The 20,855-nt window shown below is 66.1% G+C and carries 22 protein-coding genes; 8 read left to right on the forward strand and 14 right to left on the reverse strand.

Annotation, left to right across the window (positions count from 1 at the left end; all coding sequences use genetic code 11):
- The first annotated feature begins 120 nt into the window (after positions 1 to 120).
- The 5 genes from lgt (at position 121) to ACSQ24_RS06005 (ending at position 4,241) form a co-directional block, all read left to right on the forward strand.
- Entirely contained in the window at positions 121 to 948 is an 828-nt protein-coding gene (gene lgt, locus ACSQ24_RS05985) for a prolipoprotein diacylglyceryl transferase (RefSeq protein WP_436093802.1), read from the forward strand.
- Positions 945 to 2,234: a class I SAM-dependent methyltransferase gene (locus ACSQ24_RS05990; protein ID WP_436093803.1), complete on the forward strand. Its 1,290-nt coding sequence runs from the start codon at positions 945 to 947 to the stop codon at positions 2,232 to 2,234. The genes lgt and ACSQ24_RS05990 overlap by 4 nt, the downstream gene beginning before the upstream one ends.
- Positions 2,235 to 2,255: 21 nt before the next feature.
- A complete protein-coding gene (gene pgeF, locus ACSQ24_RS05995; RefSeq protein ID WP_436093804.1) occupies positions 2,256 to 3,020 on the forward strand; it encodes a peptidoglycan editing factor PgeF in 765 nt (254 codons plus the stop codon).
- Between the two features lie 161 nt (positions 3,021 to 3,181).
- Positions 3,182 to 3,469 carry a hypothetical protein gene (locus ACSQ24_RS06000; protein ID WP_110488819.1) on the forward strand — a complete coding sequence of 96 codons (288 nt, stop codon included), beginning with the start codon at positions 3,182 to 3,184 and terminating at the stop codon, positions 3,467 to 3,469.
- A gap of 142 nt (positions 3,470 to 3,611) precedes the next feature.
- Positions 3,612 to 4,241, forward strand: a complete 630-nt coding sequence (locus ACSQ24_RS06005) for a 2-hydroxychromene-2-carboxylate isomerase (RefSeq protein ID WP_436093805.1) — start codon at positions 3,612 to 3,614, stop codon at positions 4,239 to 4,241.
- A 10-nt stretch (positions 4,242 to 4,251) separates the two neighbouring features.
- On the opposite strand, the gene ACSQ24_RS06010 is transcribed toward ACSQ24_RS06005, so the two are convergent.
- A complete protein-coding gene (locus ACSQ24_RS06010; RefSeq protein ID WP_436093806.1) occupies positions 4,252 to 5,001 on the reverse strand; it encodes an SDR family oxidoreductase in 750 nt (249 codons plus the stop codon).
- Positions 4,991 to 5,794 carry a glycosyltransferase family 2 protein gene (locus ACSQ24_RS06015; RefSeq protein ID WP_436093807.1) on the reverse strand — a complete coding sequence of 268 codons (804 nt, stop codon included), beginning with the start codon at positions 5,792 to 5,794 and terminating at the stop codon, positions 4,991 to 4,993. Before ACSQ24_RS06015 ends, ACSQ24_RS06010 begins: the two co-directional genes overlap by 11 nt.
- Before the next feature lie 376 nt (positions 5,795 to 6,170).
- Between ACSQ24_RS06015 and ACSQ24_RS06020 the strand changes: the two genes are divergently transcribed.
- A complete protein-coding gene (locus tag ACSQ24_RS06020; protein ID WP_436093808.1) occupies positions 6,171 to 6,821 on the forward strand; it encodes an outer membrane protein in 651 nt (216 codons plus the stop codon).
- 219 nt (positions 6,822 to 7,040) lie between these two features.
- Here ACSQ24_RS06020 and ACSQ24_RS06025 read toward each other — a convergent pair whose 3' ends face one another.
- From ACSQ24_RS06025 to ACSQ24_RS06055, 7 genes are all read right to left on the reverse strand, one after another.
- On the reverse strand, positions 7,041 to 7,643 hold the full coding sequence (locus ACSQ24_RS06025; RefSeq protein ID WP_436093809.1) for a glutathione S-transferase family protein: 603 nt from the start codon (positions 7,641 to 7,643) through the stop codon (positions 7,041 to 7,043).
- 34 nt (positions 7,644 to 7,677) lie between these two features.
- Positions 7,678 to 8,529, reverse strand: a complete 852-nt coding sequence (locus tag ACSQ24_RS06030; protein ID WP_436093810.1) for a 23S rRNA (adenine(2030)-N(6))-methyltransferase RlmJ — start codon at positions 8,527 to 8,529, stop codon at positions 7,678 to 7,680.
- Between the two features lie 6 nt (positions 8,530 to 8,535).
- On the reverse strand, positions 8,536 to 9,159 hold the full coding sequence (locus ACSQ24_RS06035) for a ribonuclease T2 family protein (protein WP_436093811.1): 624 nt from the start codon (positions 9,157 to 9,159) through the stop codon (positions 8,536 to 8,538).
- A 55-nt stretch (positions 9,160 to 9,214) separates the two neighbouring features.
- On the reverse strand, positions 9,215 to 9,673 hold the full coding sequence (locus tag ACSQ24_RS06040) for a hypothetical protein (protein ID WP_436093812.1): 459 nt from the start codon (positions 9,671 to 9,673) through the stop codon (positions 9,215 to 9,217).
- A 456-nt stretch (positions 9,674 to 10,129) separates the two neighbouring features.
- Positions 10,130 to 11,020: a LysR family transcriptional regulator gene (locus tag ACSQ24_RS06045; protein WP_436093813.1), complete on the reverse strand. Its 891-nt coding sequence runs from the start codon at positions 11,018 to 11,020 to the stop codon at positions 10,130 to 10,132.
- Between the two features lie 142 nt (positions 11,021 to 11,162).
- A complete protein-coding gene (gene trxB / locus ACSQ24_RS06050; protein ID WP_436093814.1) occupies positions 11,163 to 12,128 on the reverse strand; it encodes a thioredoxin-disulfide reductase in 966 nt (321 codons plus the stop codon).
- Between the two features lie 54 nt (positions 12,129 to 12,182).
- A complete protein-coding gene (locus tag ACSQ24_RS06055) occupies positions 12,183 to 13,166 on the reverse strand; it encodes a mitochondrial fission ELM1 family protein (protein ID WP_436093815.1) in 984 nt (327 codons plus the stop codon).
- Between the two features lie 89 nt (positions 13,167 to 13,255).
- Here ACSQ24_RS06055 and ACSQ24_RS06060 point away from each other — a divergent pair, with 89 nt between their 5' ends.
- A complete protein-coding gene (locus tag ACSQ24_RS06060; protein ID WP_436093816.1) occupies positions 13,256 to 13,717 on the forward strand; it encodes an Lrp/AsnC family transcriptional regulator in 462 nt (153 codons plus the stop codon).
- Positions 13,718 to 13,724: 7 nt separating this feature from the next.
- On the opposite strand, the gene ACSQ24_RS06065 is transcribed toward ACSQ24_RS06060, so the two are convergent.
- The 5 genes from ACSQ24_RS06065 to carB form a co-directional block, all read right to left on the reverse strand.
- Entirely contained in the window at positions 13,725 to 14,345 is a 621-nt protein-coding gene (locus ACSQ24_RS06065; RefSeq protein WP_436093817.1) for a hypothetical protein, read from the reverse strand.
- A gap of 108 nt (positions 14,346 to 14,453) precedes the next feature.
- Positions 14,454 to 14,930, reverse strand: a complete 477-nt coding sequence (locus tag ACSQ24_RS06070) for a hypothetical protein (RefSeq protein ID WP_436093818.1) — start codon at positions 14,928 to 14,930, stop codon at positions 14,454 to 14,456.
- A gap of 4 nt (positions 14,931 to 14,934) precedes the next feature.
- Positions 14,935 to 15,417: a hypothetical protein gene (locus ACSQ24_RS06075; protein ID WP_436093819.1), complete on the reverse strand. Its 483-nt coding sequence runs from the start codon at positions 15,415 to 15,417 to the stop codon at positions 14,935 to 14,937.
- Positions 15,418 to 15,484: 67 nt separating this feature from the next.
- Positions 15,485 to 15,958 carry a transcription elongation factor GreA gene (greA, locus tag ACSQ24_RS06080; protein WP_436093820.1) on the reverse strand — a complete coding sequence of 158 codons (474 nt, stop codon included), beginning with the start codon at positions 15,956 to 15,958 and terminating at the stop codon, positions 15,485 to 15,487.
- 97 nt (positions 15,959 to 16,055) lie between these two features.
- Positions 16,056 to 19,388 (reverse strand): carbamoyl-phosphate synthase large subunit, encoded by a 3,333-nt coding sequence (gene carB / locus ACSQ24_RS06085; protein WP_436097832.1) that lies wholly within the window; start codon positions 19,386 to 19,388, stop codon positions 16,056 to 16,058.
- Between the two features lie 282 nt (positions 19,389 to 19,670).
- Here carB and ACSQ24_RS06090 point away from each other — a divergent pair, with 282 nt between their 5' ends.
- On the forward strand, positions 19,671 to 20,732 hold the full coding sequence (locus tag ACSQ24_RS06090) for a methyltransferase domain-containing protein (RefSeq protein ID WP_436093821.1): 1,062 nt from the start codon (positions 19,671 to 19,673) through the stop codon (positions 20,730 to 20,732).
- Positions 20,733 to 20,855: the final 123 nt, after the last annotated feature.

Here is a 20,855-nt window from a genome sequence, read left to right on the forward strand (position 1 = left end):
GAAAGGGTATGGGGATGGGGGGCGTTCCGCTTGGTGAGCGCTCATCCAGTCATTCGCCCCCCACCCCTGCCCCTCCCCACAAGGGGGAGGGGTTATCGCGATCGCGTCCGGACCCGTGCCATGCCCGTCTTCGCCATTCCCTTCCCGGTGATCGATCCGGTCGCGCTCCAGCTCGGGCCGCTCTCGATCAAATGGTACGGGCTCGCCTATGTCGCCGGGCTGCTCGGCGGCTGGTGGTATGCGCGCAAGCTCGCCGGGGCAGAGCGGCTCTGGGGTGGGCGGACGCGACCGGACCCGGATTCGCTCGACGATTTTCTGCTGTTCGCTGCGCTCGGCGTCGTGATCGGTGGCCGGCTCGGCTTCGTGCTGTTCTATAATCTCGGCGACTATCTCGCCGATCCGCTGGAGATCTTCGCGGTGTGGAAGGGCGGAATGTCCTTCCATGGCGGGCTCGTCGGCGCCGCGGCGGGTTTATGGGTCTTCGCCCGGCGGCGCGGCTATCCGCCGCTCTCGGCGCTCGATCTCGGCGCTGTGGTGGCGCCGATCGGCCTGTTCCTTGGTCGCATCGCCAATTTCGTCAATGGCGAGCTCTGGGGGAGGCCAGCGCCGGACGTGCCCTGGGCGATCGTGTTTCCGAACGGCGGCCCGGTGCCGCGCCATCCGAGCCAGCTCTACGAGGCCTTCAGCGAAGGGCTGCTCCTGCTGGTGATCCTGATGATCGTGGTCAAACTGGGCGGGCTGAAGCGGCCGGGCCTTGCGGCCGGGCTGTTCGGCATGGGCTATGGCATCGCCCGCACGACCTGCGAATTCTTCCGCGAGCCCGATCCCCAGCTCGGCTTCCTGTTCGGGACCGGCTGGGTGACCATGGGCATGGTGCTGTCGGTGCCGCTGTTCCTGGCCGGTCTCGTGCTGGTCCTGCGCCGGCGGCAGGGATCGGCTGCAGCGTGAATCCCCTGGCGCAGGACCTTGCGCGACTGATCCGCGACGAGGGCCCGATCAGCATCTCGCGTTACATGGCGCTCTGCCTCGGCCATCCGCGCCATGGCTATTACATGAAGCAGGACCCGTTCGGCGCGGACGGGGATTTCACCACCGCACCCGAGATCAGCCAGATCTTCGGCGAGCTGATCGGCTTATGGGCCGCGAATGTCTGGCAGGCGATGGGCGCGTCTTCCTCCATCCGCCTCGTCGAGCTCGGGCCGGGACGCGGCACGTTGATGCAGGACATGCTGCGGGCGGCGCGAGCGTTGCCAGGCTTCCACGAAGCGCTCTGCGTCCATCTGGTCGAGACCAGCCCGGTGCTGCGCGAGCGGCAGAAGGTAGTGCTGGCCGGAAGCGGTGTGACGCCGCAATGGCACGACCGGATTGAGCAGGCCCTCGAAGGGCCGGTGATCGTCGTCGCCAACGAGTTCCTCGATGCACTGCCGCTCGACCAATTCGTCCGCACGCCGGAAGGCTGGCGCGAGCGGCTGGTCGGGCTGGACGGCGAAGGACTGCTGGCTTTTGGTCTTGCGCCACAGGCCTCCTCTCCCACTGATCTCGGGCTTGCCCGAGATCAGCATCCCAAAGTGCCGAAGTCGGCAACAGCCGACTTCGGTGCGGGAGAGGGTTGGGGTGAGGGGTCGCGCGACGCCGCAGACGATGTGCTTGCAAAGGCGGCCAGCGATTCAGCACGGCGAGACCCCTCATCCGGCCCTTCGGGCCACCTTCTCCCGCAAGGGGAGAAGGGAGGCGCGACGCCTGTCGGCTCCATATTTGAGCCGCCCACCGCCGCATTGGAGGCGGTCGCGATCGTTGCGCGCCACGTTGCGGCGGAAGGCGGCGCCGGGCTCTTCATCGATTACGGTCCGGCCCGCTCCGGCTTCGGCGATACGCTGCAGGCTCTGAAACGCCATGCCTTCGTCGATGTACTGGCCGAACCGGGCGACGCCGACCTCACCGTCCATGTCGATTTCGCGCGGATGGCGCAGGCCGGGCTCGCTGCCGGGGCGGCCGCGCATGGCCCGGTGATGCAGCGCGATTTCCTGCTGGCGCTCGGCCTGCAGCAGCGGCTCGAGGCCTTGTCCCGTCGCGCGACGCCGGCACAGGCAGACACGCTTGCGAGCGGCGCGCAGCGCCTGATCGAGACCGGGCCGACGGCGATGGGCGAGCTCTTCAAGGTGCTGGTGGTCGCCGAGCGGAACCTGCCGCTCCTGCCCGGATTTGACCTTCATCGCCTGCCAGAGCAGGGCTGACCCTAAAATGGATGCGCCGCCATGTTCATCACCTCTCCCGACCTCGCCCATGAGCCCGGCATCCGCCACGCCTTCTTCACCCGCGAGGGCGGCGTCTCCACCGGAATCTACGCCTCGTTGAACGGCGGGCTCGGCTCGAACGACGACAAGGCGTATATCGCCGAGAATCGTGCCCGCATGGCCAGGCAGATGGGTGTCGAGCGCGATCGGCTGGTCAGCGTCCATCAGGTGCATTCGCCGGATGTGGCCATCGTCACCGGACCCTGGGCGGCGGAGCGGCCCAAGGCGGACGCGATGGTCTCGATCGCGCATGGTGTCGCGCTCGGGGTCTCCACCGCCGATTGCGGCCCGATCCTGTTTGCCGACAGCGAGGCCGGCGTGATCGGCGCGGCCCATGCCGGCTGGAAGGGCGCCTTCTCCGGCATCATCGGCTCGACCGTGACCGAGATGGAGAAGCTCGGCGCGCGGCGCGAGCGAATCATCGCCGTGCTCGGACCGACGATCAGTGCTGCCGCTTATGAGGTCGGCCCGGAGTTCAGCGAGCGTTTCAAGGAGGAGAACGCGACCTTCGCCCGCTTCTTCCACGCTTCCGAGCGGCCGGCGCATGCGATGTTCGACCTGCCGGCCTTCATCGCCCATCGCGCCCAGGAAGCGGGGATCGGCCGCTTCTATGATCTGGCCTTGTGCACCTATGGTGACGAGGCGCGCTTCTACAGCTACCGGCGCACGACTCACCGGCACGAAGCCGACTACGGGCGCCTGATCTCGGCGATCGCGCTGGGCTAGAGGTCATTTCTCCCGGCTTGCGCCGCAACGGACCTGTGATTCCGGTTCGTAAGTCGGCGCAACGTGCCGTTGCAGGTGTTGTTTTCATCGATGCCGAGTTGCGCATGCCGTGACGGAGAGGCATCCTCCCTTCGCCATCCACCTTGGCTGAGGGATTGAACATGGAACAAATCCTGATGAATCTGGTCGCAGGCGCGATCGGTGGTAATGCGGCCGGCAAAGCTTCGCCGACCTTCGATATCGGCACGATCGGCAATACCATTGCGGGTCTGGTCGGCGGCGGCGTACTTGGCCAGCTGATTCCGGTCCTGCTGCCGGCGATTTCGGCTGCGGCGATGGGCGGCAATCTCAGCGTCGGCGGTATCCTCACCAACCTGATCAGCGGTGGCGCCGGCGGCGCGATCCTCACCGCGATCATCGGCGCCATCAAGAACAAGGCGGCGGCCTGAATTTTTCATCATGGCGCCGCCGCTCCGGCGGCGGCGCCATTGTCATGTTGATCGAAGCGATCACGACAATTCACACCGGGCGAGCTTGCCCGGTTCAGCCATCAGCGGGCATCGTCCGGCTCTTGCTTGTCCGAGGACGCCGATGCCACGCCAGATCGACTATTATTTCACGCTGCTTTCACCCTGGACCTATCTCGGCCACGGCGCCTTCATGGAGCTGGCGAGGCAGCACGGGCTTTCCGTCCGCTATCGGCCGACGCCGCTGCGCTCGGTTTTCGAGGAGACAGGCGGACTGCCGCTGCCGAAACGGCACCCGGTGCGGCAGCGCTACCGCGTGCTCGAGCTTCAGCGCTGGCGCGCCAGGCGCGGCCTGCCGCTGACGCTGTTCCCGAAGTTCTTTCCCTATGACGTGTCGCTGGCGGACAGGATCGTGCTCGCCCTCGTCGCGCGCGGCGACGATCCGGCCGGCTTTATTGGAGAGGTGCTGGCCGATGTCTGGGCGCGCGAGCAGGACATGTCGCGGCCCGAGCTGATTCTGGCCGCAGCCGAGCGGGTTGGCCTCGATACTGCCGGCCTGATCGAGGCGGCCGAAAGCGATTCGACCAGCCAAGCCTACCAGACAGCGATCGCGGAAGCGGTCGAGGCCGGTGTCTTCGGCGCGCCGAGCTATGTGCTGGATAGCGAGATCTTCTGGGGACAGGACCGGCTCGATCTGCTCGCCGACGCGCTCGCCAGCGGCCGGGAAGCCTATCGCAACGACGCGACGGTTTGAGCCGATTCTCTCAGTCGACGATGTCGGGCGTGCGCCAAGCGATGTGCTGGCCGGCATCGACGGCGAGCATCTGGCCGGTGACAGCTCTGGCGCGCGCGAGATAGAGCACAGCCTCGGCGATATCGTCGGCCTCGACCTTGTGGCCGAGCGGGGTGCCGCCCGCTTCGGCCGCGAGCAGCGCCTCGCCGTCATGCGGGTTGGCGAAGGTCGGGCCGGGGCCGACAGCATTGACCCGGATGCGCGGCGCCAGCGCCTGCGCCATGGTCGTGGTCGCGGTCAGCAGCGCCGCCTTGGTCAGCGTGTACGAGTAATATTGCGGCGTCAGCTTCCAGACACGTTGGTCGACGATGTTGACGATCGCGCCCTGCCGGTCCGCCGGCAGGCGGTTCGCCATCGCGCCGGCGAGCACCGAGGGTGCCCGCAGATTGACCGAGAACTGGCGGTTCCAGGTGGGCACGTCCAGTGCCATCAGGTCGTCGACCAGGAAACTCGAGGCGCTATTGACGAGCAGACTGACAGGCCCGAGTAGCGCTTCAGCTTCCGGCACGATCCGCTCGACGGCGGCCGGATCAGCGAGATCGGCGACGACGACGCAGGCCCGCCCACCTGCAGCAGTGAGATCCGCGGCGAGAGCCTCGGCTTCGGCGCGCGAGGCGTTGCAATGGATGGCGACCGCATAGCCGGCGCCGGCAAGGCGCAGGGCGATGGCGCGGCCGATCCGCTTTGCGCCGCCGGTGACGAGGGCGACCTCAGCCACCATGCTCGTTTCCGTTTCCGTTTGCGCGCGGACCGCGACGCCGAAGCCGGCGCTCCCAGTGCTTGGCGACGCGCAGATAGCGATAGAAGGCGTAGTTCATCGCGGTCATGAAGCCGTAGACCCCGCGCAGAGCGTGACGCCGTCCGATATAGGCCTTGATGAAGTTGGCGGGAAATTCCGCCACGAGCCGGAAGGCGGAAAGTGTTTCGCCGCGCGCATCGAGGTCGTCGGCCTGCGCGTCGCTATAGGTATTGAGCTTGTCCATCTGCTCGCCGAGCGAACGCACCGAGTAGTGATGGAGCGTGCCCTTGAGCTTGCCGACGCGCGCATCCGGCGCGACGTCGACGCGGTCATGCACCGGGGAGGGCGAGTAGCGCCCCTTATCAGACCGGTAGAGGCGGACTGGCGAGAGCGTATAGGCGAAACGATGCGGCGCGCCTTCACCGGGGAATATCTCGGCGATGCGGATGCGGTAGGCATCGCAGGCCGGCTCGCCCTCGGCGAAGAGAGTCGCGATCTCGGCCGCGAGGTCCGGTGGGATCACCTCGTCTGCGTCGAGGTTGAGGAGCCAGGGATGGCGGCACTGCTCTTCGGCGAAGCGCTTCTGCGGGCCATAGCCGGGCCAGGCGTGCGCGATCACGCGCGCGCCCAGATCTGAGGCGATGGCCTGGGTGCCGTCGGTCGAGCCGGAATCGATCACGACGATGTCATCACTGAGATCGCGAACCGCGGTTATGGTGCGCCCGATGCGATCGGCCTCGTCGCGCGCTATGATGAAGATCGAAAGCGGTGGCACTTTAGGCGGGTCTCGGTCGGAAGGCAGGGGCCCAGTCGGCTAAAGCACGCGCAAAGGCGGGCCGCAAGCATGGGGCGCATGGCGGGTTTGCGCCGGGGATGGAACCCAAACCCGTTTGCGGCGGTTATGAGATGGCCGTGCGTAGTCGGTGACGTTGCGTTAGTAATCGGTTGGCGATTCATACTGCCTTAACAATGCCTAACCGGAATTCATCAATATGCCTTTCTTGTTCAGGGTCGTGCCGCAATTTCGCCTCGGTCTGGCAAGCAGATGTGTTCTCGCCGCAACAGACACGGCCCGCTACAAACCCTATAAAGGGGTCACTGAAATCACCTGCCGGCCAGCGCCGGGAAATACGATGACTAAGGAGTTTGTCATGAAGAAGTATCTGCTTTCGGGCGTTGCGGCCCTCGGCCTCCTCGCCGCCGGCGCTGCCTCCGCTGCCGACCTGCCGAGCCGCAAGGGCCCGGTCGTTGCTCCGGTCTATGCTCCGGTGTTCACCTGGACCGGCTTCTACGTTGGTGCCAACGCCGGTTATGGCTTCGGCAACGTGAACGCCAACGGCTTCGGCAATGTCGGCGATCTCGACGGCTTCATCGGTGGTGGCCAGGTCGGCTACAACTACCAGATCGGCCAGTTCGTGATCGGCGCCGAAGCCGACTTCCAGGGCGCTGATCTGAGCAGCGGCAGCAACCTCGGCCTGGTCGACATCAAGACCGAGTGGTACGGCACCGTCCGCGCTCGCGCTGGCTTCGCTTTCGACCGCTTCCTGGTGTACGCCACCGGTGGTTGGGCTTACGGCAACGTCAGCACCTCGGTTCCGGCTCTGGCCTTCTCGTCCGACCGCACCCACACCGGCGGCTATGCCATCGGCGGCGGCGTCGAGTACGCCTTCACCAACAACATCATCGCTGGCGTTGAGTATCAGTACGTCGACCTCGGCGAGAAGAGCATTGCTGGCGTTCCTGGCTCCAAGGTTGGCACCGACTTCTCGGTCGTCCGCGCCCGCCTCAGCTACAAGTTCTGATTTCTCCTCCCGGAGACAGAGCGAACCCGGTGGCTTCGGCCACCGGGTTTTTTGTTGTCTGTCGCGTCGAGCCGTCATTTCGGGTGTGCAGTTCCGGGTATCCGCCCTTGCGGACGCAGCGATCTAATCCAAGGAGATGGAACTCTGCCGTCCCCGGATTGCGTCAACGTTGCGCTTGTCGCAGTGGCGGCTCCGGTGGCCGGGGTCGATTGAAAAAGCCTAGCCTTTGAAGCGTGTCGCTTCGAAAGCTGGAACCTTGGCGGTGAACGTGTCGAGCCAGGCGACCAAGGCGGGATGGCCGGCACGCCAGGCCCCCTCGAAGCGCAGATCGAGATAGCCAAGGGCGCAGGCGAGCGCGATCTCGCCGATGCGCGGCCGATCATAGACAGGCGGCGCTGCTTCGAGCGAGGCCAGGGCGCGCGTCACTTTGCCTGTCTGGTTCTCGATCCAGGCGGCGCTTCGCATCTCGGCCGTGCGCAGGCGGAGCTCATAGACCTGTAGCAATGCCGCGTCGCAGATGCCGTCGGCGAGAGCCAGCAGGCGCAGTTGCGCAAAGCGAGCCTCGCCGACCGGGAAGAGCCTGCCACCGCCGGCAAGATGATCGAGGTATTCGGCGATAACGCGCGAATCAAACAGAGTCGCGCCGTCCTCGAAGACCAGAGTCGGCACCTTGCCGAGCGGATTCTGGCGCCGGAGCGATTCTGAGGGATCGTTGGTGTCGGCCGGCACGACCTCGATTCGATCATCCAACCCCAATTCCGCAATCGCGATCTTGATCTTGCGGCCGAAGGGGGAGGTGGGGGAAGAACGCAGGATCAGCATCGGTCATGGCCTTCGGCTTGGCGGACGGGAACGATCAGCCGTCGGAGCGGATCGCCTCGCAGCGATAGCGCGGGTGCGGCCCTTGCGCGAGCCGTTCGCACAAAGCGGGCAGCAGAATCTCGGCTTCCTGCGCCAACAGCCAGGGCGGATTGACGACGAGCATTCCAGTCGCGCTCAGGCCGCCGGCGGCGTCCGGCCGGTCGACGTCGATTTCAAGCCGGAGCAGGCGGCCGATGCCGGCGTCGTCGATGGCGTCGAGCAGGCTTTCGACGGCGCGCATATCCTTGATCGGGTACCAGAGCGCGTAAATCCCGGTCGGCCATTTCCGATACGCGGCGATGAACTCGGCCGCCAATGTCGCAAACTCGTCCTTCTCCTCAAAGGGCGGGTCGATCAGGACGAGGCCGCGGCGCTCCTTCGGCGGAACATTGGCGCGCAAGGCCGTCCAGCCGTCGATCTCCAGTGCCTTGCAGCGCTCGTCGCGGGCGAGCGCCTGGGCGAGCTTGCGATAGGTGTTCTCGTGCAACTCAGCTGCGATCAGGCGGTCGGCGGGCCGCATGGCATGTCGGCAGAGCCAGGGCGAGCCGGGATAGGTCTCGGCGCCATGGCGGGCACGGGCGGCGGCGAGGGCTTCGCGCCAAGGCCTCAACAGATCCTCGACCTTCGCGGCGAGCGGCGCCTGCTCGAGCCTGGCGACGCCGTCGCGCCATTCATGCGTCTTCAGCGCCTCCTCGGAGCCGAGATCGTAGCGGCCTGCGCCGGCATGGGTGTCGATCACGCGCCAGGGTTTGTCCTTGGCGTTGAGATGCGTGAGGATGCGTATCAGCACGACGTGCTTGAGCACATCGGCGAAATTGCCGGCATGGAAACCGTGGCGGTAGTTCATCCTGGATCAGCGAATCGCGTTGACGCGAAAATCCCGCGCGCGGCAACCGGAGCGGTCGACCTCCTCGCAGGGCCTGAAATTACGTAGGTCCTTGCTGAAGCAGATGCGGACTTCCTCCAGCACGCCGCGCCGACAGGAGACCGACATCATGTCGGTCCGCAGTCCCGCATTGGCAGCGACGAAGGCGCGTTCGAGATCGAGCGCGGTCCAGCTCTGCTCGCTGTCACCTTTCTGCAAGGAGGGCGGGATCACGACCTTGTCGCGGGCGCGGCGGGCATCGGCAAAGTAATCGGCCGGGCTCGAGCCCGAGCAGCTGCCGTGCTTGCGCCATTGATAGCGGGCGAGGCTCTCGGTCGGGAACACGCCTTCGGCCTGTTCCATGGCGATTCGCGAGGGTGAACGGCCCGACGGGCCGCAATCGCTGGGGAAGCCACGCTCATATTGTGGCCAGAGACCGTGCACGACGAAGCCGAGGTTGGCGCCGGGCGCGCATTGCTCGCGGTTGCGCCCGCGGCCGCCGTCGAGTTCGCAGAAGCCGGGCGACCAGGAGAGGGCGAGCACGTAGAAGTCGAAGTCGCCGGAGCTGCCGCCGCGCTCATAGCGGCCTTGCGCGAAGGCTGAGTCGGCCATCGTGCAAATGGCCAGAAGGCCGAGGGCGACTCGTTTCAGAAACATGGCAGGTGGATCAGGGGCGCGCCATCTGGCAGTCGGGCGCATAGGAGCGATGGCGGTCGAGGCCGGAGACGCACCAGTTGACGTTCCAGGTCCAGCCGAACAGCCCGAGATTCTCGCGAACCGAATAGTCGACCCGGCGCAAAACGCCGTCATTGGTCAGCACGCGAGCGGTGCAGAAACGGCGCGGAATGAAGTCGCTGCCCCAGGGGCGCCAGGCGACGGGCCGGACGCGGTCGAAGCTGATCGCCTGCAACGGCCCCCAGAACTTGGCCTCGCGCGAGTTGAACCAGCTGGTGATCTCGCCGAGCACGGCTGGATCCTCGCAGGCTGGCAGATTGCCGTACATCGGAATGATTCGTTCTTCCGCCCGGTCGGCCGGATTGACGTAGCGCCCTCCTGCCGCCTGGGCAGAGAGACCGGCCAGGCACAGCCCGGCGACGAGGGTGGAGAGAAGCGAAACGCGGCGCATGGGGGCCTCGCGAGGGGGGATCCGTTGCAAGCACGATGGCTGGGGGGGCGGCCACGGTCAAGGCGGATAGGCGGGGCGTCGCATGTCGAGCGAGGCCTGTGGCTTTTCGATCCGACCACAGACTGCGGCAGATAAAGAAAAAAGGCCGGCGTCCCGAAGGAGCCGGCCTGAAAGTTTGAAACATCCAGCGCAAAAGCGCCAAACATCTCAGAGGGGAACGGCTGGAACGAACTCAACGCCGGGAGGAGATGCGGAGCCCGTTCCGAACAACCGTGAGCCAAATATCGGGCAGACCCTGCCTTTTCGCAATGCAGCATTGGTCGGGTCGGTTATGCGCTGGCAACATGACTTATTACTAGAATTCGTCACAATTGCCAGGAGACCGCGCGTGGCACGCATGCGCAGTCGGCGTGAGGCACGGTGCTGCCGGATTTTCCAGCAGCACCTGCCTGTCATTCAGTATGTCCAGCGTTGCGCCTTCTGGATCAGGAAATCGCGGAAGACCTGTACGCGCGCAACCGATTTCATCTCCTCCGGATAGACCAGATAGCTCTCGAGCTGCGGCATCTCGGTCTCGCGCATCAACTGCACGAGCGGCGAGCCGGCCTCGATCAGATAATCGGGCAGGATGGCGATGCCCGCGCCCGAATCGACCGCGCGCTTCATCGCCGTGATGTTGTTGACGGTGAGGTGGATCGCCCGCGGATTGCGCTGGTCGCGGCCGAGTGTGCCGAGCCAGTGCACCGCCGTCAGATAAGATGGCGAGGAGGCGCCGAAGGAGAGCAGCCGGTGGTTGTCGAGCTCCTCGTAGCTCTTCGGCTCGCCGAAGCGCTTGATGTAGGCAGGCGAGCCGTAGACATGGAAGTGCACGGTGAAGAGCCGGCGCTGGATCAGGTCGGGCTGCTGCGGCTGACGCAGACGAATCGCGATGTCGGCCTCGCGCATCGACAGGTCGAGTTCCTCGTCGGTGAGGATCAGCTCGACCTTGATGTCGGGGTAGAGATCGAGGAACTCGGCGAGGCGCGGCGTCAGCCAGTGGCCGCCGAGCCCGCGGGTGGCGGTGACCTTGAGCTCGCCGGAGGGATGCTCGCGCGTTTCGGACAGCTGCGCCCGAGTCCGTTCGAGGCGCTGCGTCATCTCGCGCGCGGCGCGCCAGAGCAATTCGCCCTGCTCGGTGAGAATGAGGCCGCGCGTGTGCCGATGGAACAGCGGCGCGCGCAATTCGCGCTCCAATGCGCCGATCTGGCGACTGACGGCGGACTGGCTAAGCCCGAGCCCGTCTCCGGCCTTGGTGAAGCTTCCCGATTCAGCAACCGTGTAGAAGATTCGGATGCGGTCCCAATCCACCGCGTTCCCCCCGTGTTATGCGTTCAGCGCATGATGGGGGGATAGAGTTGTCCGGTCAACGACTCCTTTGCCGGGACGGTTGATTTTAGCCGTTAATATCGTGCTGGAACTGATCAATTCCAGTGATGGAACGGTGCGCGCGCTATTCAGCCGCCTCGCGGACCCCGAGTTCCTGCGCCATCAGCCAGCGTTCGGCGTCGAGCGCAGCCATGCAGCCGAGGCCGGCCGCTGTCACGGCCTGGCGATAGTGCTCGTCAGTGACGTCGCCGGCGGCGAAAACACCGGGCACATTGGTCTCGGTCGTGCCGGGCGTGACCTCAAGATAGCCCGAATCGCGCATGGCGAGCTGGCCGGCGAACAGCTCCGTCGCCGGCTTGTGGCCAATGGCGACGAAGACGCCGTCGGTCGCAACGTCGCGGAGCGTGCCGGTCTTGGCATCGCGCAGGCGGATATGCGTCACGGAAGGCGGCTGCGTGCCGCCGAGGATCTCGGCGACCTCGGCGTTCCAGATCACCTCGATCTTCGGGTGCTTGAAGAGACGATCCTGCATCACCTTCTCAGCCCGCAGCGAATCGCGCCGGTGCACCAAGGTGACCTTGCTGGCGAGATTGGCGAGATAGAGCGCCTCTTCGACCGCGGTGTTGCCGCCGCCGACCACGACGACCTGCTTGCCCCGAAAGAAGAAGCCGTCGCAGGTGGCGCAGGCGGAGACGCCGAAGCCCTGGAATGCCTGTTCCGAAGGCAGGCCGAGCCATTTCGCCTGCGCGCCGGTCGCGACGATCAGCGAGTCACAGGAATAGGTCTCGCCGCCATCGCCCCAGAGCCGGAAAGGGCGCTGCGAGAGATCGACGCGGGCGATGTGGTCGGAGACCATCTTCGTGCCCATGTGGACGGCCTGGGCCTGCATCTGCTCCATCAGCCAGGGGCCCTGGATCACGTCGGCGAAGCCGGGATAGTTCTCGACATCGGTGGTGATCATCAGCTGCCCGCCGGCCTGCAGACCGGAGATCATGACCGGCTCGAGCATGGCGCGGGCGGCATAGATTGCGGCGGTATAGCCGGCCGGGCCGGAGCCGACGATCATCACCTTGGCGTGGGTATGGGCCATTTATCTGGTTCCTGAGCCGGCACGAGCCGGAGATATATCGGTATCGGAGCGGCTTCAGTCCAGCCCCGTTGCAGCCTTGTGACGCCGCCAGCCCTCGAGCACGGCCGCAGCGATCGTTCCGGTCGAATCTAGCGGCTCGTAGCGGGAGCCTTCAAGCTTGCCCTGGAAGTGATGCACAGCGCCGTGGCGTTTCAGCGCCTCCAGGAATTTCGCCAGCTTGCCGTGGCCGCCATGCGGCTCGAACACCAGGATCGGTGCACCCGTTGCGGCGGCCTCGCCGATCATATTGGTCGAATCGGCGGTTGCGACGATGGCGTCGGCGTTGGCGAGCAGCGGCACATAGGGGTTGGCACCGAAGCCATCCCACCACCAGCCGCCATGGCGTTGGAAGACCTCGGCGATGGCGGCATCGAGCGCTGGCGGGGTTCGGCGCGAGCGCGAGCCCATCAGGGCGACGCCTGACGCAGCGAGCGCATCGAGCTCGCGCGCGAAGCGCTCTATGTCGTCCGGTCGGAAGCGGTGGTGGCGGCTGTCGCCGCCGACGAGCACGGCCGCACGAGGTGAGGGCAGGGCGGCAAGCTCCGGTGGCGGCGCGGCGCGGGCGGCAGCGAGAGCCTCAGGCGCGAGGCGGTGCGGCGAGGTGATCGTCACCAGCACATTCTCGCCACGCAGGCGGTCGTGCTCGGAGACCCAGATCAAGTCGGCGGCGCCGGTGCCGATACGGGGGTCTTTCAGGAAGACGGTGAAGGTCGCCCCGTTCGAGGCCTTCTTGACGGCGCGCAAATAGACGACGGCGCGCCGACCAGAGGCGATGGCGATATCGGGGAAGGGCGGGCGGATCGGGCTGCCCGGCCGGTCGGAGGCCTCGCGCGGATCGATCGGCCCGCGCGGCATCAGCCAGCTCCAGGGCCGGCCCGGATTGATCCGGCGGATTTCCGGGATGACGCCCAAGCGCTCGGCGACGCCGAGGCACTGGACCTCGTCGCCGGCCTTGCCGTCGGTCAGCACCCAGAGGGAAGGCGTGGATTCTGTCGGCACGGTGGGCTGATCCGGGATTGACGTGGTCGATGCCTTGTAACGCGTCGATGGCGCGTCTACACCAGCGCGGCTGTTTTTCAGGAGGATTTGTGCGCGCCAAACTCGACGAGATCGATCTCCGTATCCTGACGGAGCTGCAGAGCGACGGGCGCATGACCAATGTCGAGCTCTCGAGCCGGGTTGGCATCTCGCCGCCGCCCTGCCTCAGGCGCGTGCGCGCGCTGGAGGAAGCCGGCGTCATCACCGGTTACCGGGCGCTGCTCGACGAACGCAAGCTCGGCATCGAGGTCGTGTGCTTCGCCTTCGTCCACCTCGCCAGCCAGGCCGAGGCCGATCTCGCCGCCTTCCAGGAGCGGATCCGCGAATGGTCGCTGGTGCGCGAGTGCTGGACGCTTTCAGGCGATATCGACTTCATCCTGAAATGCGTCGCGGCCGACCTGAAGGCATTCCAGGATTTCGTCGCCGACCTGACGGCGCTGCCCAATGTGCGCAATGTCCGCACGGCGCTGGCGCTCGACCGGGTCAAGGACGCGCCGATCGCGCCGCTCTGACGGGAAGCTATCGGCGCCAGGCCGTGCCACGCGTCGTCGAACCTCCCGCAGTGAACGCATAATCTGCCTTCTGGTCGGGGCGCATGGTCAGGACCATCCGACCTGCCGGGGCGATGTCAAAGGCGAGTTGGGCTTCGTCGGCGCTGATGTTCGAGATCGCCAGGCTCTCTCCGCGATAGCGATAGGCCATTCTGCTTTGCGAGACGGTGAGCATCCAGCCGCTTTCCCGTCCCCAGGTGCCATGCCATGTCTTGGGCGCGCGTGCTGCGATGCGCACTGGTGCGGAGGCGCTGTGAGCCTCGCTTTTCGACAGCAATCCGGTCGCTGGCCCCATCTGCGGATGGGCAAATGAATAATTTGCCTGGGTTGGGCCGGCGGGGGTCATCGTGATGACGGCGGCCGAGCCTGGCGAGAACGAGACGCGATCATCGGAGACGCTGCCGTAAGCGATATTGGCGGCGCGCCTACCGAAGCGGTATTCGCTGACCTTGCCGCGAGATATGGTGATGCTGACTGCGACTCCGGTGGAAATGGTCCCGGACCATCGGCCGTTCCAGGCTTGGCTGTCTGCTTGCGCAGAAGCTGCGCCTCCAGTCAGCCACAGAGCGATCAGAAGCCCGCGCCACATCGCCATTTCCCCGCAGGAAGAAGACTATCATGACGATAGGGAAGGAGGCTGATCGCGTAAACCCGCACGGGCCGAATTCCCCACTCGCAGGTCAAAGCCTGCCGGGTCTCAGCTGCCGACCGCGCGCCTGATCCATTGGGCGTTGCTGGCGACAAGCGCCTCGATCCGGCGCTGATTGACGTCCGGCCGATACCAGGCCCCGCCATAGCTTGGCGCCATGATGGCGAGGATTGGGTAGCGGGCGATCTCGCGGCCATCGGCGCCGATCAGGCGCGCTTCGCTTTCCAGCGTGTCGTTGCCGAGCGTGACGGCCTGGCTGCCGGCATAGCTCGCCAGATAGAGACCGGTGACGATGACCTGCAGGGTCGCGCCGCGCCTGTCGCCCTCTGTGCGAAGGCTGGCGAGTTCGCGCTCCAGCATCGGCTTGATCAGCGCGGCGGTGGTGCTTTGGCCCTTGGCCGCCAAGGGCGAGGTGTCGATGCGGATTGCGCCGATCGCGACAGGAGAAGCGGTCCCGGCCGTCGTCTGGCAGCCTGCCAGCAAGGCAGCAGCGAGGCTCGCCAGGGCGCTCCGGCGCGACAGCATTCTCTCAGGCGCCGAGATAGCGCTTGATCCACTGGGCATTGTTCTCGAGCAGCGCGACGACGCGACGCTGGTCGACATCCGGCCGGTACCAGGCGCCGCCGGAGGAGGAGAGCAGATGCGAGCGGACATCGCGGCTGAAGAGGACGCGGCCGCGGTCGATCACCTCGGCGAGACTGTCCATATTGTCGTTGTCGCCAGCATCGCCGGCGCCGCCGGTGCCGGCCGAGCCGGCGAGCCAGAGGCCCTGCACCGTGACGTAAAGGGTCGGGCCGCCGCGCTGGCGCAAAGGCGCGAGCTGACGTGCGAGCTCTAGCTCCAGTGCGCGGGCGATCCGGGGGGCGTTCTCGCCCCAGCCTTGCGGGCCGAGCCTGCGTGCATCGACGCGGATTCCGCCGATGGCGATGCCCTGCGCTATAACCGGAAACGAAGCGAGCCCGCCGGCGGCAAGCATGGCGGACCCGGTGAGAAATGCGCGGCGCGTGGTCATGGGCGGTCTCCGGCGGCAGTCAGACCCTCAATGTAGGGGCTGCCGCCGGGCTGGCCAAGCCGCGCCGTCAGCGAAAGGCGACGCTGACGACCTCGTAGGACTTGCCGCCGCCCGGCGTGTTGACCTGGACGGAGTCGCCGACCTTCTTGCCGATCAGGGCGCGCGCGATCGGCGAGCCGATCGAGACCTTGCCGGACTTCACGTCGGATTCCGGCTCGCCGACGATCTGGTAGAGCTTCTCTTCCTCGGTGTCGTCGTCGATCAGCTTGACGGTGGCGCCGAACTTGATCGTGTCGCCGCCGAGCTTGCTGACATCGATGATGTCGGCACGGCCGATCAGCGATTCGAGCTCCATGATGCGGCCTTCGTTCAGCGACTGGGCCTCCTTGGCGGCATGATATTCGGCATTCTCCGAGAGGTCGCCCAGCGCGCGCGCCTCGGCGATCGCCTGGATGATGCGCTGGCGGTCGACCTGCTGGCGCTGCTTCAACTCGACCTCGAGGGCGACGAAGCCGCCCGCCGTCATAGGAACCTTGTCCATCGTCCCGTCCCAGTTAAAAAACGAACACGCGCGCCGGCCATGGCCGACGCGCCCGCGTCGCTCCGATCGTCAGAAAACTATTCCGCCGCGCGACCGGTCAGGCGGCGCGGGCGAAATAGGATTGCAGCGACCTCACTTCGAGATCACCGCTGCAATAGGCCTTGATGCCCTCCGCCGCGGCGATCGCTCCGGCCAAGGTGGTATAATAGGGAACCTTGTGCAAGAGGGCTGCGCGGCGCAGCGAGCGGGAGTCCGCCAGCGCCTGCGGGCCGTCCGTGGTGTTGAAGACGAGCTGGATCTCGCCGTTCTTGATCGCATCGACGACGTGCGGCCGGCCTTCGAGCACCTTGTTGATCTTGCTGGCGCGGATGCCGTGCTCCTGCAGCAGGCGCAGGGTGCCGCCGGTCGCGACGATCTGGAAGCCGAGTTCGGCCAGCATCGCCATCGCAGGCAGGATGCGCGGCTTGTCCTCGTCGCGGACCGAGACGAAGACCGTACCCTTGACCGGCACCTTCGAGCCGGCCCCGAGCTGGCTCTTGGCGAAGGCGACATCGAAGGAGCGGTCGAGGCCGATGACCTCGCCGGTCGAGCGCATCTCCGGGCCGAGCAGAACGTCGACACCGGGGAAGCGGGCGAAGGGGAAGACGGCTTCCTTCACGCCGACATGGTCCAGTTTTTCCTGCTTCAGGTTGAAGCTCGCGAGCTTTTCGCCGGCCATCAGCCGGGCCGCGATCTTGGCGATCGGCTTGCCGATGACCTTGGCGACGAAGGGCACGGTGCGCGAGGCTCGCGGATTGACCTCGAGCACGTAGATGTCGCCGTCCTTGATGGCGTACTGCACGTTCATCAGCCCGCCGACGTCGAGCGCCAATGCCATGGCGCGGGTCTGGCGCTCCAGTTCGGCGATGGTCTCAGGGCTGAGCGAGCGCGGCGGCAACGAGCAGGCCGAATCGCCGGAATGGATGCCGGCTTCCTCGATATGCTCCATGATGCCGGCGATGAAGGCGTCCTTGCCATCGCAGAGGCAGTCGACGTCGACCTCGATCGCATCCGAGAGATAGCGGTCGAACAGCAGCGGATTCTTGCCGAGGACGGTATTGATCTGGCCGGTCTTGTCGTTCGGGTACTTGGCCTTGACCTCGGAGGGGATCAGCGAGGGCAGCGTGCCGAGCAGGTAGTCCTCGAACATCACCTCGTCGCGAATGATCGCCATGGCGCGGCCGCCGAGCACGTAGGACGGGCGCACCACGAAGGGCAGGCCGAGTTCGGCCGCGATCATGCGCGACTGCTCGACCGAATAGGCGATGCCGTTCTTCGGCTGCTTGAGCTGCAGCTTGTCGAGCAGGCGCTTGAAGCGGTCGCGATCCTCGGCGAGGTCGATCGCGTCGGGCGTCGTGCCGAGGATCGGGATGCCGGCCTGTTCCAGCGCATGCGCCAGCTTCAGCGGCGTCTGGCCGCCGAACTGTACGATGACGCCGTGCAGCGTGCCGTTCTGCTTTTCGGTCTCGAGGATCTCGAGCACGTCTTCGGCTGTCAGCGGCTCGAAATAGAGCCGGTCCGAGGTGTCGTAGTCGGTCGAGACCGTCTCGGGATTGCAATTGACCATGATGGTCTCATAGCCGGCGTCGCGCAGCGCGTAGCAGGCATGGCAGCAGCAATAATCGAACTCGATGCCCTGGCCGATCCGGTTGGGGCCCCCGCCGAGGATGACGACCTTCTTGGCGGAGGAGGGCTGTGCCTCGTCGGCCGGCTTACCGGCGAAGGGCATGGCGTAGGTCGAGTACATATAGGCCGTCGGCGAGGCGAACTCGGCGGCGCAGGTGTCGATGCGCTTGAACACCGGGCGCACCTTCAGCGAGCGGCGCAGCGTGCGAACCTCGTCCTCGCTCTTGCCGGCGACGGCGGCGAGGCGCTTATCGGAGAAGCCCATCGCCTTGAGCTGGCGGAAGGCGACCGGCGTCTGCGGCAGGCCGTGGGCGCGGATCTTCTCCTCGGTCTCGACGATGCCGCGCATCTGCTCGAGGAACCAGGGATCGATCTTGCAGCTCTCGTGGATCTGCTCGTCGGTGAAGCCGGCGCGCATCGCCTGGGCGACCTGGAGGATGCGGTCCGGCGTCGGGGTCGAGAGCGCCGCCTTGATCGCGTTCCTGTCGTCGCCGTGGCCGACGCCCTCGATCTCGATCTCGTCGAGCCCATCGAGGCCGGTCTCGAGCGAGCGCAGCGCCTTCTGCAGCGATTCCTGGAAGGTGCGGCCGATCGCCATGGCTTCGCCGACCGACTTCATCGCGGTGGTCAGCGTCGGCTCGGAGCCCGGGAACTTCTCGAAGGCGAAGCGCGGGATCTTGGTGACGACGTAGTCGATCGTCGGCTCGAACGAGGCCGGCGTGGCGCCGCCGGTGATGTCGTTCTCGATCTCGTCGAGCGTGTAGCCGACGGCGAGGCGGGCCGCGACCTTGGCGATCGGGAAGCCGGTCGCCTTCGATGCCAGCGCGGACGAGCGCGAGACACGCGGGTTCATCTCGATGACGATCATCCGGCCGCTCTCGGGATCGACCGCGAACTGGACGTTGGAGCCGCCGGTCTCGACGCCGATCTCGCGCAGCACCGCCAGCGAGGCGTCACGCATGATCTGGTATTCCTTGTCGGTCAGCGTCAGCGCCGGGGCGACGGTGATCGAATCGCCGGTGTGGACGCCCATCGGGTCGATGTTCTCGATCGAGCAGACGATGATGCAGTTGTCCGCCTTATCGCGGACGACCTCCATCTCGTACTCCTTCCAGCCGAGCACGCTCTCCTCGATCAGCACCTCGCTGGTCGGCGAGGCGTCCATGCCGCGCTCGACGATGTCGATGAACTCGCCCTTGTTGTAGGCGATGCCGCCGCCGGTGCCGCCCATGGTGAAGGACGGGCGGATGATCGCCGGCAGGCCGATATCCTCCAGCGCATCGAGCGCGGCGCCGAGTGTCTTGACGTGGTGCGAGCGCGGGGTCGAGAGGCCGATCTTGGTCATCGCCTCGCGGAAGCGCTCGCGGTCCTCGGCCTTGTCGATCGCGTCGGCGGTGGCGCCGATCATCTCGACGTCGAACTTTTCCAGCACGCCCATCTTCTGCAGCGAGAGCGCGCAGTTGAGCGCGGTCTGGCCGCCCATGGTCGGCAGCAGGGCAAAGCCGCCGGGCAGGACGCCCCGCTCCTTCTCGATGATCTTGGCGACGATCTCGGGCGTGATCGGCTCGACATAGGTCGCGTCGGCCAGATCCGGATCGGTCATGATCGTTGCCGGATTCGAGTTGACCAGGACGATGCGGTAGCCCTCGGCCTTCAGCGTCTTGCAGGCCTGGGTGCCGGAATAGTCGAACTCGCAGGCCTGGCCGATGATGATGGGGCCGGCGCCGATGATCAGGATCGTCTTGATGTCTGTGCGCTTGGGCATGGTCTCGACCGGTTTCGTGCGGGCGCGCACGGTCCGTCCGACCTTAAAGGAGCGGAGGCCAGCGAGCGCCCAAAGATGAATGCTAGGCGCTCGCTATAGACGGGGGGGGCGGCGGGGGGAAGCGGAAAGCGCTTCTTCCTGTCATGCGCGCACAGGCAGCGCGTTTCTCCCTTTGCGCAGTTGAGCGTTGCCGAGCGGGGTATAGCATCGGCCGCTGCGATGGCGTCGAGCCGGTTCGCGTCAGATTCCGGCCACGCCCTCGCCAACCAGAGGAGCTTGGCCATGCGTCAATCCGATCCGCAAAAGCTCGATGCGCTCGTGGGACGTCTCGTCGGAGACGTCGGAGCCTGCGTCACCGGCTCCCTGATCGTCCTGGGTGATCAACTCGGCCTCTACCGGGCCATGGCCGATGGCGAGCCCGTCACGGCGACGGAACTCGCCAGCAGAACCGGCTTGAAGGAGCGCTATGTCCGCGAGTGGCTCTCGGCCCAGGCCGCGGCCGAGTACATCGAATACGACGAAGGGACCGACAGCTTCAGCCTGTCGCCGGAGCAGGCGATGGCCTTCGCCGAGGAGGGCAGCCCGGCCTTCTTCGCCGGCGCCTTCGAGATCGTGCAGTCGATGTGGGTCGATGAGCCCAAGGTCGAAGAGGCCTTCAGGACCGGCGCCGGGCTCGGCTGGCATGAGCACAGCAACTGCCTGTTCCGCGGCACCGAGCGCTTCTTCCGTCCGGGCTACAACACCAATCTGGTGAGCAGCTGGATTCCGGCGCTCGACGGCGTCAAGGCCAAGCTCGAAGCGGGGGCAGTGGTCGCCGATGTCGGCTGCGGCCACGGCGCCTCGACCATCCTGATGGCGCAGGCCTATCCGAAGTCGCGCTTCTACGCCTTCGACTATCACGGCCCTTCGATCGAGAAGGGCAGAGAGGCGGCGGAGAAGGCTGGCGTCGGCGACCGCATCGTCTTCGAGCGCGCCAGCGCCAAGGATTTCCCGGCAAAGAAATACGATCTGGTCGCGATGTTCGATTGCCTGCACGACATGGGCGATCCGGTCGGGGCCGGCCACCATGTCAGGGAGACGCTGGCCGAGGACGGCACCTGGATGATCGTCGAGCCGTTCGCCCACGACAAGCTGCAACAGAACATCAACCCGGTCGGCCGGATCTTCTACGGGGCGTCGACGATGATCTGCACGCCGGCCTCGCTGTCGCAGGAGGTCGGGCTCGGCCTCGGGGCTCAGGCCGGAGAGATGCGGCTGCGCAAGGTCGCGTTGGACGCCGGCTTCACCCGCTTCCGCCGCGCGACCGAAACGCCGTTCAACATGGTGTTCGAGGTCAGGGCCTGAGCCTGCGGAGAGACCGTTCGACAACTTTTCAGCCCTCATCCTGAGGAGCCATTCCCTTGGAATGGCGTCTCGAAGGATGCTTCAGGAGGCTCCGGAACCAACTGGAACATCCTTCGAGACGCG

Source organism: Allobosea sp. LjRoot237 (genome assembly GCF_964253285.1).
Classification (GTDB): Bacteria; Pseudomonadota; Alphaproteobacteria; order Rhizobiales; family Beijerinckiaceae; genus Allobosea.